14 protein-coding genes and 1 riboswitch are annotated in these 12382 nt (G+C 52.8%); of the genes, 6 read left to right on the top strand and 8 right to left on the bottom strand.

Translation table 11 applies throughout. The features are described from left to right. Positions 1-114: 114 nt before the first annotated feature. From thiH to RAHAQ2_RS20375, 7 genes are all read right to left on the bottom strand, one after another. The gene (thiH, locus tag RAHAQ2_RS20405) at positions 115-1293 is read right to left on the bottom strand and encodes a 2-iminoacetate synthase ThiH (protein WP_015699038.1); all 1179 of its coding nucleotides are present in this window, start codon (positions 1291-1293) and stop codon (positions 115-117) included. Continuing rightward, positions 1290-2069 carry a thiazole synthase gene (locus RAHAQ2_RS20400; RefSeq protein ID WP_015699037.1) on the bottom strand — a complete coding sequence of 260 codons (780 nt, stop codon included), beginning with the start codon at positions 2067-2069 and terminating at the stop codon, positions 1290-1292. The genes thiH and RAHAQ2_RS20400 overlap by 4 nt, the downstream gene beginning before the upstream one ends. 1 nt (position 2070) lies before the next feature. Continuing rightward, a complete protein-coding gene (gene thiS, locus RAHAQ2_RS20395; protein WP_015699036.1) occupies positions 2071-2271 on the bottom strand; it encodes a sulfur carrier protein ThiS in 201 nt (66 codons plus the stop codon). Further along, positions 2268-3017, bottom strand: a complete 750-nt coding sequence (locus RAHAQ2_RS20390; RefSeq protein WP_015699035.1) for a HesA/MoeB/ThiF family protein — start codon at positions 3015-3017, stop codon at positions 2268-2270. The genes thiS and RAHAQ2_RS20390 overlap by 4 nt, the downstream gene beginning before the upstream one ends. Beyond that, the gene (gene thiE / locus RAHAQ2_RS20385) at positions 3010-3663 is read right to left on the bottom strand and encodes a thiamine phosphate synthase (protein ID WP_015699034.1); all 654 of its coding nucleotides are present in this window, start codon (positions 3661-3663) and stop codon (positions 3010-3012) included. The genes RAHAQ2_RS20390 and thiE overlap by 8 nt, the downstream gene beginning before the upstream one ends. After that, the gene (thiC, locus tag RAHAQ2_RS20380) at positions 3660-5624 is read right to left on the bottom strand and encodes a phosphomethylpyrimidine synthase ThiC (protein ID WP_015699033.1); all 1965 of its coding nucleotides are present in this window, start codon (positions 5622-5624) and stop codon (positions 3660-3662) included. Before thiC ends, thiE begins: the two co-directional genes overlap by 4 nt. Positions 5625-5746: 122 nt before the next feature. Then, a riboswitch (TPP riboswitch) is annotated at positions 5747-5873 on the bottom strand. 73 nt (positions 5874-5946) lie between these two features. Further along, positions 5947-6462, bottom strand: coding sequence for an Rsd/AlgQ family anti-sigma factor (locus RAHAQ2_RS20375; protein ID WP_015699031.1), 516 nt, complete (start codon positions 6460-6462; stop codon positions 5947-5949). Between the two features lie 99 nt (positions 6463-6561). Between RAHAQ2_RS20375 and nudC the strand changes: the two genes are divergently transcribed. From nudC to RAHAQ2_RS20345, 6 genes are all read left to right on the top strand, one after another. Further along, positions 6562-7338, top strand: coding sequence for an NAD(+) diphosphatase (gene nudC, locus RAHAQ2_RS20370; protein WP_015699030.1), 777 nt, complete (start codon positions 6562-6564; stop codon positions 7336-7338). Between the two features lie 71 nt (positions 7339-7409). Continuing rightward, positions 7410-8474: a uroporphyrinogen decarboxylase gene (gene hemE / locus RAHAQ2_RS20365; RefSeq protein WP_015699029.1), complete on the top strand. Its 1065-nt coding sequence runs from the start codon at positions 7410-7412 to the stop codon at positions 8472-8474. Between the two features lie 9 nt (positions 8475-8483). Beyond that, positions 8484-9164, top strand: a complete 681-nt coding sequence (gene nfi, locus RAHAQ2_RS20360; RefSeq protein ID WP_015699028.1) for a deoxyribonuclease V — start codon at positions 8484-8486, stop codon at positions 9162-9164. Positions 9165-9234: 70 nt separating this feature from the next. Next, positions 9235-9825, top strand: coding sequence for a YjaG family protein (locus RAHAQ2_RS20355; protein WP_015699027.1), 591 nt, complete (start codon positions 9235-9237; stop codon positions 9823-9825). 190 nt (positions 9826-10015) lie between these two features. Further along, positions 10016-10288, top strand: a complete 273-nt coding sequence (gene hupA / locus RAHAQ2_RS20350; protein ID WP_013577396.1) for a nucleoid-associated protein HU-alpha — start codon at positions 10016-10018, stop codon at positions 10286-10288. 18 nt (positions 10289-10306) lie between these two features. Beyond that, positions 10307-10993, top strand: a complete 687-nt coding sequence (locus RAHAQ2_RS20345; RefSeq protein WP_231572452.1) for a DUF1481 domain-containing protein — start codon at positions 10307-10309, stop codon at positions 10991-10993. 64 nt (positions 10994-11057) lie between these two features. On the opposite strand, the gene purD is transcribed toward RAHAQ2_RS20345, so the two are convergent. After that, positions 11058-12347: a phosphoribosylamine--glycine ligase gene (gene purD, locus RAHAQ2_RS20340; RefSeq protein WP_015699025.1), complete on the bottom strand. Its 1290-nt coding sequence runs from the start codon at positions 12345-12347 to the stop codon at positions 11058-11060. Positions 12348-12382: the final 35 nt, after the last annotated feature.

The following is a 12382-nucleotide window of genomic DNA, read 5'->3' as shown; positions in this document are numbered from 1 at the left end:
TGTTCCGGCTATTTGGAAGCAGCGCCGGGATGAGTGGCGCCGGCCAGTTGCGAATGTGCAGTGGCAAACGCACATTAATGCTCCTGGCCTGCAGGTGCGAGGGGCAAAATTACTTTATGGAATCTGCATTCCTGAGAGTTTACTTGTTTGCCATCCGGCGACATTTTCCTGCGAGACGCGCCCCAAAAAACTGTCCCAGTCTTTCCAGACCGGTTGCAGCCCGGCGCGGGTTAACGCGTTTGCTACGTGCTGAGGTGAACGGTTGTCGTGCGGGGAAAATTGTTCAAGTTCCGGATGATCATCGGCATAACCACCGGGTTGTGTTTTGGATCCTGCACTGACGGTGTTGATCGCAAGCGGGATGACATGATCGCGGAAGTAAGGTGATTCACGTGTCGACAATGAAAGCTCGACATCCGGTGCCAGCATCCTGAAGGCACATATCAGTTGTACAAGCTGGTTTTCTTCTAACAGGGAAGCCGGTTCGATACCGCCGGTACAAGGCCGCAATCTCGGAAATGCCACCGAATAACGGCTTTGCCAGTAGGTTTGTTGCAGATACAACAAATGTTCTGCCACCATATAGCTGTCAGTCCGCCAGTTGCCAGAAAGCCCGAACAGCGCCCCAAGCCCGATTTTATCGATTCCCGCACGCCCGAGCCGGTCCGGTGTCTCCAGTCGCCAGAAAAAATCTTGTTTCTGCCCGCGAAGATGATGCAAGGCATAGGTAGGTGCATGATAGGTCTCCTGATAAACCAGCACGCCATCCAGCCCCAGCGTTTTCAGCTCAGCATATTCTTCCTGTTGCAGCGGCTGCACTTCGATCATCAGCGAATCGAAATGGCTTCTGATCGCCGGGAAATGACGGCGGAAATAATCCATGCCGACTTTTCCCTTATGTTCCCCGGTGACCAGCAACAAATGTTTGAAACCCAGTGCATTCAGTGCTTCGCATTCCCGCCTGATTTCATCTTCATCCAGCGTTTTTCGTTTGATTTTATTACTCATCGAAAAGCCGCAATAGGTACATTCGTTGGCGCAAAGATTGGATAAATATAACGGTGCGAAGAAATTCACCGTATTGCCGAATCGCTGACGCGTGAGTTGTTGAGCACGTTGCGCCATCGGTTCCAGGTAAGGTTGCGCAGCCGGAGAAATCAATGCCATGAAATCTTCACGGCTGATTTTGTTGCGGCTGAGCGCCTGTTCGACATCACGGGATGTTTTGCTGTTGATGCGCAGGGAAATGTCATCCCAGTCCAGCGCTGACCACACATCCGTAAAGTTATTCATGACAACACCTGCGAGGTATTGAGAAAACCGGTCAGCGGGCTGGACGCGCTGGCTTGCTGCTGTCTGCCGCCCAGGCCGCTTTGACGGGCGATTACACCGGCCTGAACCGCCAGCCGGAATGCTGTCGCCATGGCGACCGGATCGCCTGCGATGGCAATCGCCGTATTGACCAGCACAGCATCGGCTCCCATTTCCAATGCTTCAGCGGCCTGGCTTGGCGCGCCAATACCGGCATCAATAACGACCGGAATGCGTGCCTGCTCGATGATGATTTGCAGAAACTCACGGGTTTGCAGCCCCTGATTGGAACCGATCGGCGCGCCCAGCGGCATCACTGCGGCGCAGCCCGCTTCTTCCAGACGTTTACACAGCACTGGATCCGCGCTGCAATATGGCAAAACAACAAATCCCTGCTTCACCAGAATCTCTGCGGCTTTCAAGGTTTCAACGGCATCGGGAAGCAGATATTTTACGTCGGGATGAATTTCAAGTTTCACCCAGTGGGTTCCCAGTGCTTCTCTTGCCAGCTGTGCAGCAAATATGGCCTCCTCAGCTGTTTTAGCACCCGATGTGTTGGGCAGTAAACGGACGCCGAGCTGTTGCAGAGGGGACAGAATATCATCACCTCCGCGACGCAGATCGACGCGTTTCATCGCCATGGTCACCAGCTGAGAGCCGGATGCTTCAAGCGCTTGTTGCATTAACGCCGGACTGGCGAATTTTCCCGTCCCGGTAAAAAGGTGCGACGTAAATGTGGTATCAGCAATTTTTAACATGTCAGCCTCCGGCTATCGCCTGAAAGAGCAGGATCTCATCACCATCTTCCAGCAAATGAGCAGACCAGTTATCGCGGGGAATAATGACCTGATTAACCGCCAGCGCGCTGCCTGCAGGGTTTAACGCCAGTAAACTGAGCAGGTTCAGTAACGTGAGCGGTTGACTGAATTGATGTGATTCATCATTGACCAGAATGTTCATGCGTAGCCTCCGCAGATGACGCAGGCTGATGAACGCGTGAGTTGCAGTGAACGCCAGTTTTGCGTTTTGCCGTCGAACAGACGTAATTTGCCGCTCAGCACAGAAGGCAGGCCAGCCAGAATTTTCAGTGCTTCCAGTGCCTGCAATGTACCGAGGGTACCGACCACCGGTCCGAGTACGCCGGATGTGCGGCAGTTGCGCTGCACGGTTTCCTGATCCGGATATAAACAGGCATAACAGCCGTGAGCGTAAGGGGCTTCGATAACCAGAAGCTGCCCACTGAATCCGACGGCACTGCCGCTGATCAAGGTTTTACCGGCATCCACACAAGCTTTATTAACCGCATGCCGGGTGGCCATGTTATCGCTGCAATCTAAAACGATATCGGCGCCCGATACGGCACGGGTCAACGCTTCGCCTGCCAGACGTTCCGTGATTGCCACGGCTTCGCAAAGCGGATTCAGGCGCAGCAGTTCACGCTTTGCCAGAGCGGCTTTGGGCTGATCGAGATCCGCTGTGCGATAGAGAATTTGTCGCTGAAGATTGGTGATATGCAGTTGATCGTCATCGGCCAGAAAAAGCGTGCCGACGCCTGCTGCTGCCAGGTACAAGGCTGCGGGAGAACCCAAACCACCAAGGCCGACAATCAGTACTTTCGCCGCCTGTAATTTTTCCTGTGCCTGCGGACCGAATTCCTCCAGCATCAGCTGACGGCTGTAGCGCATAAAAGCGGCATCGTTAAGCATCTTCCGGCACCTTACTGGCGCATAAGGCCAGCAGTTGTGCCGTTGCTGCACGCCAGTCCGCCGCCTGCGTAATGGCGCTGACGACGGCTATGCTGCCGACGCCGCAGTCGAGAACCGACGGTGCGCGGTCAATGCTGATCCCGCCGATGGCCACCGTCGGGAAGTTGCCATCGAGCTTCTTAATATGTCGGGTGAGTTCTGCCAGCCCTTGCGGCGCCGAAGGCATATCTTTGGTCTGCGTCGGGAAGATATGACCAAGGGCGATATAAGAAGGATTTACGGCGACAGCGCGTGCCAGTTCGGTGTCATCATGCGTGGAAACACCCAACCGTAAACCGGCCTGACGGATTGCCTCAAGATCAGCAGTATCCAGATCTTCCTGACCTAAATGCACACCATAAGCCTGATGCTTTACCGCCAGACGCCAGTAATCGTTGATGAATAACCGCGCCTGATATTTTTTGCCCAGCGCGATAGCGTCAATAATTGCCGGTTCGACTTCCTCATCAGACAAATCTTTCACACGTAATTGCAACGTTTTAACGCCCGCATCCAGCAGGCGGGCGATCCATTCCACGGTATCCACGACCGGATATAAACCGAGGTGGAACGGAACGGCAGGAAAGGGTTGAGCGGACTGATTCATTTGCTGATCTCCGAACTGAGCTTATCGGCCGGGTGATAAAGCTCGCTGCCGCGCGAATGGAATTCGACAGACATCTGTGCCATACCGGATTCAACAATTTCTACCGGCTGGGCTTTGGCTTCGAGCGTTGCGGCATAATCGCGAACTTCCTGAGTGATTTTCATTGAGCAGAATTTCGGACCGCACATCGAGCAGAAGTGTGCCACTTTGCCGGATTCCTGAGGCAGCGTTTCATCGTGATAGGCACGAGCTGTTGCGGGATCGAGAGCCAGATTAAACTGGTCTTCCCAGCGGAATTCGAAACGTGCTTTTGACATGGCGTTGTCGCGAATTTGGGCACCGGGATGTCCTTTCGCTAAATCGGCGGCATGCGCGGCGATTTTGTAGGTGATGAGACCCTGTTTAACATCTTCTTTGTTCGGCAGGCCGAGATGCTCTTTCGGCGTGACATAACAAAGCATGGCACAGCCGAACCATCCGATCATCGCGGCACCAATACCGGAGGTGAAATGGTCGTAACCCGGTGCGATATCGGTGGTCAGCGGGCCGAGGGTATAGAAGGGCGCTTCGTGGCAATGTTCAAGTTCTTCGGTCATGTTGCGGCGGATCATCTGCATCGGCACATGTCCCGGTCCTTCGATCATCACCTGAACATCATATTCCCAGGCGATTTTGGTCAGTTCCCCTAACGTACGTAATTCGGCAAATTGTGCTTCGTCGTTGGCATCCTGAATGGAGCCAGGGCGCAAGCCGTCTCCCAGTGACAGCGAAACATCATAGGCGGCGCAGATTTCACAGATTTCGCGGAAATGCTCAAACAGGAAACTTTCGCGATGATGTGAAAGACACCATTTCGCCATGATCGAACCGCCGCGCGACACAATCCCGGTCAGACGTTTGGCGGTCATCGGCACGTAACGTAGCAATACCCCGGCGTGAATGGTGAAGTAATCGACACCTTGTTCGGCCTGTTCCAGCAACGTATCGCGGAACATTTCCCAGTTCAGATCTTCGGCCACGCCATTCACTTTTTCCAGTGCCTGATAAATTGGCACAGTGCCGATCGGTACCGGGCTATTACGCAGGATCCATTCACGGGTTTCATGTATATAACGGCCGGTGGAGAGATCCATCACGGTGTCAGCCCCCCAGCGTGTGGACCACACCAGTTTCTCGACTTCTTCTTCGATGGAAGACGTCACCGCCGAGTTGCCGATATTAGCGTTTACTTTCACCAGGAAATTGCGCCCGATGATCATCGGCTCTGATTCAGGATGGTTGATGTTGGCGGGAATAATCGCGCGACCGGCAGCGACTTCCTGCCGCACAAACTCTGCGGTGATATTGGTGGGCAAATGCGCACCAAAGCTCTCCCCGGGATGTTGCTGGCGCAGAACCTCGCCACGGATCCGTTCACGCCCCATATTTTCGCGAATGGCGATAAATTCCATCTCAGGCGTGATGATGCCTTTGCGGGCGTAATGCAGTTGCGTGACATTTTTGCCTGCAATGGCTTTGCGTGGGCGCGGCAGGTGTTCGAAGCGGAGGTGATCCAGCCCGTCATCCGCCAGCCTCTGCTGGGTAAAACCGGAACTGACTTGTGGGAGTTCTTCCGTGTCCGCACGCTCGTTTATCCAACGGGCGCGTAATTTTTCCAGACCGGTATGCACATCGATAACCGCCGCCGGATCGCCGTAAGGCCCGGCGGTGTCGTAAACAGGAATCGCTTCGTTTTCTTCGAACTGCGGATTGTCTTTACCGCCGCCGACCAGCGTCGGGCTGAGCTGGATTTCACGCATTGGCACGCGGATATCCTGGCGGTCAGATTCAAGATAAATACGTCGGGAGTTAGGAAAGGCCTCGCCCTGCAGACTGTCGATAAACGACTGTGCCTGCGCGCGCTGTTCGCGGCGGTTTGACGGTTTCTTTTCAGAAATAACGGGTTTTTGGGTACTCGACATAGCAAATTCCTCGCAAAAAAACGTGATGGAAAATTGCTTGTCTGGAGGTTTACGGCAGGAGTAAAAATGGGCGGAGCAGCACAGGCGGCCTTATGCAGGCAGATGCCAGATTGCGCTGAACGCATAACATTACTCTTGTTCCCTTCGCGGGTACTAACCCGATCAGGTTCCGCGGATCCCGAATTAACGGTCTCAGCCTGGCGTAATCTCCATGAGAAGATTATGCGCTAGGCACTCCGACAAGAAGCCTCAATATAGGAGGCCATTTTTAAAACTACAACTAAAACTACAACCCTTAGCAGGATTTCAATGTGGCAAAGCGTTAAACCGGTCTGGCGAGATGTTCTTCATTCGCAGGCGGCTTTTCTTCGTGACTGCTGCGATCAAACGCCAGAGTAATCAATTGATCTTCCAGCTGAAAACGGGCATCTAACGCTTCACCTATATCGGATAATGCATAATGAAATGCAAAAGCATTGTCATCATCAATATCATTTTCAGTGTAACTATCATGGAAAGCCATGATAGCTTCAGTATTCAGCTCCAGTGCAGGGTATATTTTCGCAGCCTGCAATTTTATCGGGCTGTTCGCACCTTCGACTTCATCAATGAGCCGCTGATACAGATGGAAATGACCGGCAGACAGATAGTCCACCAGGTTATGGCAAAAGTTATCCAACGCTTTTTCATTCAGAGGGGTATGTTTTTCTTTATTGGGTTTCAGGCCGACCAAAGTGCAGTACGAAACCAGCAGCTCTTTACGTGCGTGCAGCCATTGATCCACTAACTCATTACTGCCACCAACGCGTTGGGTCAGTCTTTCCAGACGATTTAGCATGGTTGACTCCGTGAGCGACAAAAAAGGTAACCAAAAGTTACTAATATGTGAATTTCTTACTCAGATTGTCAGTCCCGACGAGGTTATGCAACAACAATTATGGAATTACAGATTACTGAGCAACACAATGGCTGGTGGGTCATCAGCCAGGAAGGCAAGCTGTGGCTGCCTGAGGGCGAATTGCCATTTGGCAGCGCTGCACAATTTTCTCTGACCGGTAAAACGGCGCGTCAGATCGGCGAATGGCAGGGTGAACCTGTCTGGCTGGTTCGCCAGGCGATGCCAAACCATATGTTTTCCGCCCGTCAGTTGCTGGATCAGGATCGCGGATTATTCCAGCTGGTCGGGCGTGGGGTACAGCTGTCAGAATTTTACCGATCTCATCAGTTCTGCGGTTACTGCGGACATGAAATGCACGTCAGCAAAACCGAGTGGGCGGCACTCTGCGGGCACTGTCATGAACGCTATTATCCGCAGATTGCGCCCTGCATCATTGTGGCTATCCGTAAGGGTGATGAGATTTTGCTGGCGCAGCACGTCCGCCATCGTAATGGTATTCATACGGTGCTGGCGGGTTTCGTGGAAGTCGGAGAAACCCTGGAAGAAACTGTGGCACGCGAAGTGATGGAAGAAAGTAACATTCGCGTGAAAAATGTCCGTTACGTCAGTTCACAGCCCTGGCCATTCCCCAATTCGCTGATGATGGCATTTATGGCGGATTACGACAGCGGCGACATACAGCATGACCCGAAAGAGTTGCTTAACGCGAGCTGGTATCGCTTTGATGCATTGCCGCAGTTGCCGCCTCCGGGGACGATTGCGCGCCGTCTGATTGAAGACACCGTTGTCCTTTGTCGTGCTGAACACGAAGAGTAGAGGCAGTTTTACGTGCTAGAATGCTGTCATATGATTGTCGGGCGGCCCGAATACTGAAGGAAAGAGCAAGAATGAATGAGTTGAAAAACGACCGTTACCTGCGTGCTTTGTTACGTCAGCCGGTGGACATTACGCCGGTCTGGATGATGCGTCAGGCAGGTCGTTATTTGCCGGAGTACAAAGAAACCCGCGCTGAAGCCGGTGATTTTATGTCGCTGTGCAAGAATGCCGAGCTGGCCTGTGAAGTGACTTTGCAGCCGCTTCGTCGCTATCCGCTGGATGCGGCGATCCTGTTCTCCGACATCCTGACCATTCCTGATGCGATGGGGCTTGGGCTGTATTTTGAAGCCGGTGAAGGGCCGCGTTTTTCCTCGCCATTGACGAATCGTGCCGATGTCGAAAAACTGCCGGTTCCCGATCCTGAAATGGAACTCGGGTATGTCATGAACGCCGTGCGTACTATCCGTAAAAATCTGAAAGGTGAAGTGCCGCTTATCGGTTTCTCCGGCAGCCCGTGGACGCTGGCGACGTATATGGTAGAAGGTGGCAGCAGCAAGGCTTTCACCAAAATCAAAAAGATGATGTATGCCGACCCGTCAACTTTTCATCTGTTGCTCGATAAAGTGGCAGACAGTGTCATTCTTTATCTGAATGCTCAGATTAAAGCGGGCGCGCAGTCGGTGATGATTTTTGACACCTGGGGCGGCGTGCTGTCCCCTCGCGATTACCGCGAATTTTCCCTGAACTATATGCACAAAATCGTTGATGGCCTGATCCGTGAAAACGAAGGACGTCGTGTCCCGGTGACTCTGTTTACCAAAGGCGGCGGTCAGTGGCTGGAAGCGATGGCCGCGACGGGCTGTGACGCGCTGGGTCTGGACTGGACCACCGATATCGCCGATGCGCGCCGCCGCGTGGGTGACAAAGTCGCGATTCAGGGCAACATGGATCCTTCAATGTTGTATGCCTCGCCGGTGCGTATAGAACAGGAAGTGGAGACCATTCTGGCCGGTTTCGGCAAAGGCAATGGTCATGTGTTCAATCTGGGTCACGGCATTCATCAGGATGTCCCGCCGGAAAATGCGGGCGCCTTCGTAGAAGCGGTTCATAGCCTGTCCCGGCAATATCACGAGTAAAATCCAGGTATGATCGATACCCGAGCTTTACGTGAAGAACAACGGATCCTCGCAGATCAGATCGAACTGCAGGATCCCCCAGGATTTATCACCCCCACATTGATCGCGGGAGTGGATGTCGGTTTCGAACAAGGCGGCGAGGTGACACGCGCGGCGGTAGCTGTTTTGCGCTACCCAACGCTGGAACTGGTGGAATATCAGATTGCCCGCATTCCCACTGTCATGCCGTACATTCCCGGTTTCCTTTCCTTCCGCGAACTTCCCGCGCTGCTGCAAGCCTGGCAGCAACTCTCATCGCATCCTGATCTGGTTTTCGTCGACGGGCAGGGGATTGCGCACCCGCGCCGTCTCGGTGTTGCCAGTCACTTTGGCCTGATGATCGACGTGCCGACAATTGGTGTGGCGAAAAGTCGTCTGTGTGGTCGGTTCCTGCCATTAGGTGATGAACTACACAGTCGTCAGGCGTTGTACGAAGGGGATGAACAGATTGGCTGGGTATGGCGCAGCAAGCTACGCTGCAATCCATTATTCATCTCACCCGGTAATCGTATCAGCATGGATTCATCGCTTTATTGGGTAGAACAGTGCATAAGACAATATCGTCTGCCGGAACCGACCCGTTGGGCGGATGCCGTGGCGTCAAACCGGGCGGCGTTTCAACGCTGGCAACGGTTGAGTGATGATCTTTAGGAATCAAGGAATAGGGATATTGATTTATTTCAGGTAAACTCCCGCGCAGAAAAGTTAACGAGATCAACTCATGTTACGTAATCCAATTCATTTACGTCTCGAAAAGCTGGAAAGCTGGCAACACGTGACGTTTATGGCGAGTTTGTGTGAACGCATGTACCCGAACTATCAGGCATTTTGCCTGGAAACCGGGTTTGGCGAAGCACAGCTTTACCGCCGCATTCTGGATTTAATCTGGGAAACGCTGGTGGTAAAAGACGCCAAGGTCAATTTTGACTCACAGCTCGAAAAACTGGAGGAAGCGGTGCCTTCTTCCGATGATTACGACATCTATGGGGTTTATCCGGCCATCGATGCGTGCATTGCATTAGGCGAACTGATTCATTCGCGTCTGAGCGGCGAAACGCTGTCTCACGCGGTTGCCGTCAGTGAAACGTCAATTCGTACTGTCGCGATGCTGGAAATGACTCAGGCCGGTAAAGAAATGACCGATGAGGAACTCAAAGTCATTCCCGCCGTTGAAGAGGAATGGGACATCCAATGGGAGATTTTTCGCCTGTTGGCTGACTGTGAGGAGCGTGACCTGGAATTAATAAAAGGGTTACGTTCTGACCTGCGTGAAGCCGCTGTCAGTAACATTGGCATAAATTTAGCGCAATAAGGCAAGAAAACGTGATTTAACGCCTGATTTGTCGTGCCTTAAGGCTTCACATCCGCACCCTGTCTGGTCTACATTTGGGGGGCGTAAAAAAAGTGGCTATCGGTGCGTGTATGCAGGAGGGTGCTGTCAATCGGCATATCCGTCGCACTCGATGCTTTGCAAACGATAAACACACTGTAAAGGATAACTTATGAACAAGACTCAACTGATTGATGTAATTGCGGACAAAGCTGATCTTTCCAAAGCACAGGCCAAAGTTGCTCTTGAATCTACTCTGTCTGCTATTACCGAGTCTCTGAAAGAAGGTGATGCTGTACAATTGGTTGGTTTCGGGACTTTCAAGGTAAATCATCGTAACGAGCGTACTGGTCGTAACCCACAGACTGGTAAAGAAATCAAAATCGCAGCTGCAAACGTGCCTGCGTTCGTTTCTGGTAAAGCTCTGAAAGACGCTGTTAAGTAATTGCTTGCAGTGAAAAGAATAAGCGGGGGGGCCTTTCAGCCCCTTCAGTTTATCACCCCCGGACTGGTAGCAGGTTTACTGGTGCTCGGTCTGGTGGGTTGCAGTTCTAAAAAAGATCCTGAGTTATTCTTTGCCAGTGGCTATGTCGCTGATCAAGGCATCAACCGGCTCTGGCGCGAAGACAGCGCACAGCACGAGCCACAAACCATTCTCAACGTCTATAGCCCCTATTATGGCGGCGATACGATTATTACCCGCTACGAATTCCAGCAAGGGCAATTGCACCTGATTAAAGAAACCCATGCGACCAAAACTGATTTGGGCGTCATGCTGCGTTTTGACGAGGGCGGCAACGTCAGTTTTATGCAGAGACAGCTTCCAGAGCGTCGGGAGAAATTATCTTCAGACGAAATTGAACGCTATAAATATGAAGCGTCAAAAACCCTCGACCTGAGCAATGCGCTGCAGGCAGGAAATGTCCGGCTGGTTCAGGCCCGCTGGCGCAAAGGATTAATAACGACCTGCGCAGGTGAACAAGTCACGCCGACACTGACTGTCCGTTCACAGGTCTGGCTGGCGAAACGGGCCAGTCGCAGTAACGATAATCTGGGCTTAGCCTGGCTGACGGCCCCGCAAGGCAACGAACTGTTACTGGTCGCCAATGAAGATTTTTGTAAATGGGAACCGAAAGAGTCAGATCTCTGATCCCGTTTTCACTATTGAAAAGGCACGCCGAAGCGTGCCTTTTTGATCGTCGGGTGAGCTGTAATTACTGATTACGTTCGCGGTCGATGGCGCGATAACCGATGTCTTTGCGGCAGAAGCTGCCTTCCCAATGAATATCTTTCGCTAAATCATAAGCGCGTGTCTGGGCTGCTTCCACCGTTTTACCCAATGCCGTCACACACAACACGCGACCGCCATGAGTGACCACACGTTCATCCTGCAAACGGGTACCCGCATGGAACACTTTACCGTCCGGTGCTTCTTCCAGCGGCAGACCATGAATAACGTCTCCGGTTTTATAATCAGCAGGGTAGCCACCGGCTGCGAGCACAACACCCAGCGACGGACGCGGATCCCACTCGGAGGTTTTATCACCCAGACGACCTTCAGCACCAGCCAGGCATAAATCCACAAGATCAGAACGCAGACGTAACATGATCGGCTGAGTCTCCGGATCGCCGAAACGGCAGTTGAACTCGATCACTTTCGGCTGGCCGTCGGCTGAAATCATCAGACCGGCATACAGGAAACCGGTATAAGTGTTATTTTCCGCCGCCATACCGCGAATGGTCGGCCAGATGACCTGATCCATCACGCGCTGATGGATTTCATCGGTTACGACCGGCGCCGGAGAATAGGCTCCCATACCCCCCGTGTTCGGACCGCTGTCGCCGTCACCTACGCGTTTGTGATCCTGACTGGTCGCCATCGGTAACACATGGGTGCCGTCGACCATGACGATGAAACTCGCTTCTTCGCCCTCAAGGAATTCCTCGATAACAATGCGATGGCCTGCATCGCCGAAAGCATTTCCCGCCAGCATATCATGAACGGCATCTTCGGCTTCTTTCAGGGTCATTGCCACAATGACACCTTTGCCAGCGGCCAGCCCGTCAGCTTTGATAACAATCGGTGCCCCCTTGCTGCGCAGATAAGCCAGAGCGGGTTCGATTTCGGTGAAGTTCTGATAATCGGCACTTGGGATGTTATGGCGAGCCAGAAAATCTTTAGTGAATGCCTTAGAGCCTTCAAGCTGCGCAGCTTCCTGCGTCGGGCCAAAGATTTTCAGTCCTGCTGCGCGGAAAGCATCGACCACGCCAATCACCAGCGGCGCTTCAGGGCCAACAATGGTCAGGCCAATATCATTACTTTGGGCAAAAGCCAGCAAACCGGCGATGTCGGTGGCGGCTATATCAACATTTTCCAGCAGTGGCTCCAGCGCGGTGCCGGCGTTGCCAGGTGCCACAAAGACTTTATCAGCCAGAGGTGATTGCGATGCCTTCCATGCCAGTGCATGTTCACGCCCGCCATTACCGATAATTAAAATATTCATTCGAAGTCTCCGGATGAGCGGGCGCATCGCACCCG

The sequence above is a fragment of the Rahnella aquatilis CIP 78.65 = ATCC 33071 genome (genome assembly GCF_000241955.1).
GTDB classification, from domain to species: domain Bacteria; phylum Pseudomonadota; class Gammaproteobacteria; order Enterobacterales; family Enterobacteriaceae; genus Rahnella; species Rahnella aquatilis.
The sequence above is the reverse complement of the archived record's forward strand: the minus strand, read 5'-3'. Positions and strand labels throughout refer to the sequence as shown.

Bases quoted from the DNA above. Each gene is read 5' to 3' on its own strand.
- hemE (WP_015699029.1), top strand. From the start codon at position 7,410: ATGAATGAGTTGAAAAACGACCGTTACCTGCGTGCTTTGTTACGTCAG.
- RAHAQ2_RS20375 (WP_015699031.1), bottom strand. From the start codon at position 6,462: ATGCTAAATCGTCTGGAAAGACTGACCCAACGCGTTGGTGGCAGTAAT.
- RAHAQ2_RS20390 (WP_015699035.1), bottom strand. From the start codon at position 3,017: ATGCTTAACGATGCCGCTTTTATGCGCTACAGCCGTCAGCTGATGCTG.
- thiE (WP_015699034.1), bottom strand. From the start codon at position 3,663: ATGAATCAGTCCGCTCAACCCTTTCCTGCCGTTCCGTTCCACCTCGGT.
- hupA (WP_013577396.1), top strand. From the start codon at position 10,016: ATGAACAAGACTCAACTGATTGATGTAATTGCGGACAAAGCTGATCTT.
- thiS (WP_015699036.1), bottom strand. From the start codon at position 2,271: ATGAACATTCTGGTCAATGATGAATCACATCAATTCAGTCAACCGCTC.
- RAHAQ2_RS20400 (WP_015699037.1), bottom strand. From the start codon at position 2,069: ATGTTAAAAATTGCTGATACCACATTTACGTCGCACCTTTTTACCGGG.
- thiH (WP_015699038.1), bottom strand. From the start codon at position 1,293: ATGAATAACTTTACGGATGTGTGGTCAGCGCTGGACTGGGATGACATT.
- nfi (WP_015699028.1), top strand. From the start codon at position 8,484: ATGATCGATACCCGAGCTTTACGTGAAGAACAACGGATCCTCGCAGAT.
- purD (WP_015699025.1), bottom strand. From the start codon at position 12,347: ATGAATATTTTAATTATCGGTAATGGCGGGCGTGAACATGCACTGGCA.
- nudC (WP_015699030.1), top strand. From the start codon at position 6,562: ATGGAATTACAGATTACTGAGCAACACAATGGCTGGTGGGTCATCAGC.
- thiC (WP_015699033.1), bottom strand. From the start codon at position 5,624: ATGTCGAGTACCCAAAAACCCGTTATTTCTGAAAAGAAACCGTCAAAC.
- RAHAQ2_RS20355 (WP_015699027.1), top strand. From the start codon at position 9,235: ATGTTACGTAATCCAATTCATTTACGTCTCGAAAAGCTGGAAAGCTGG.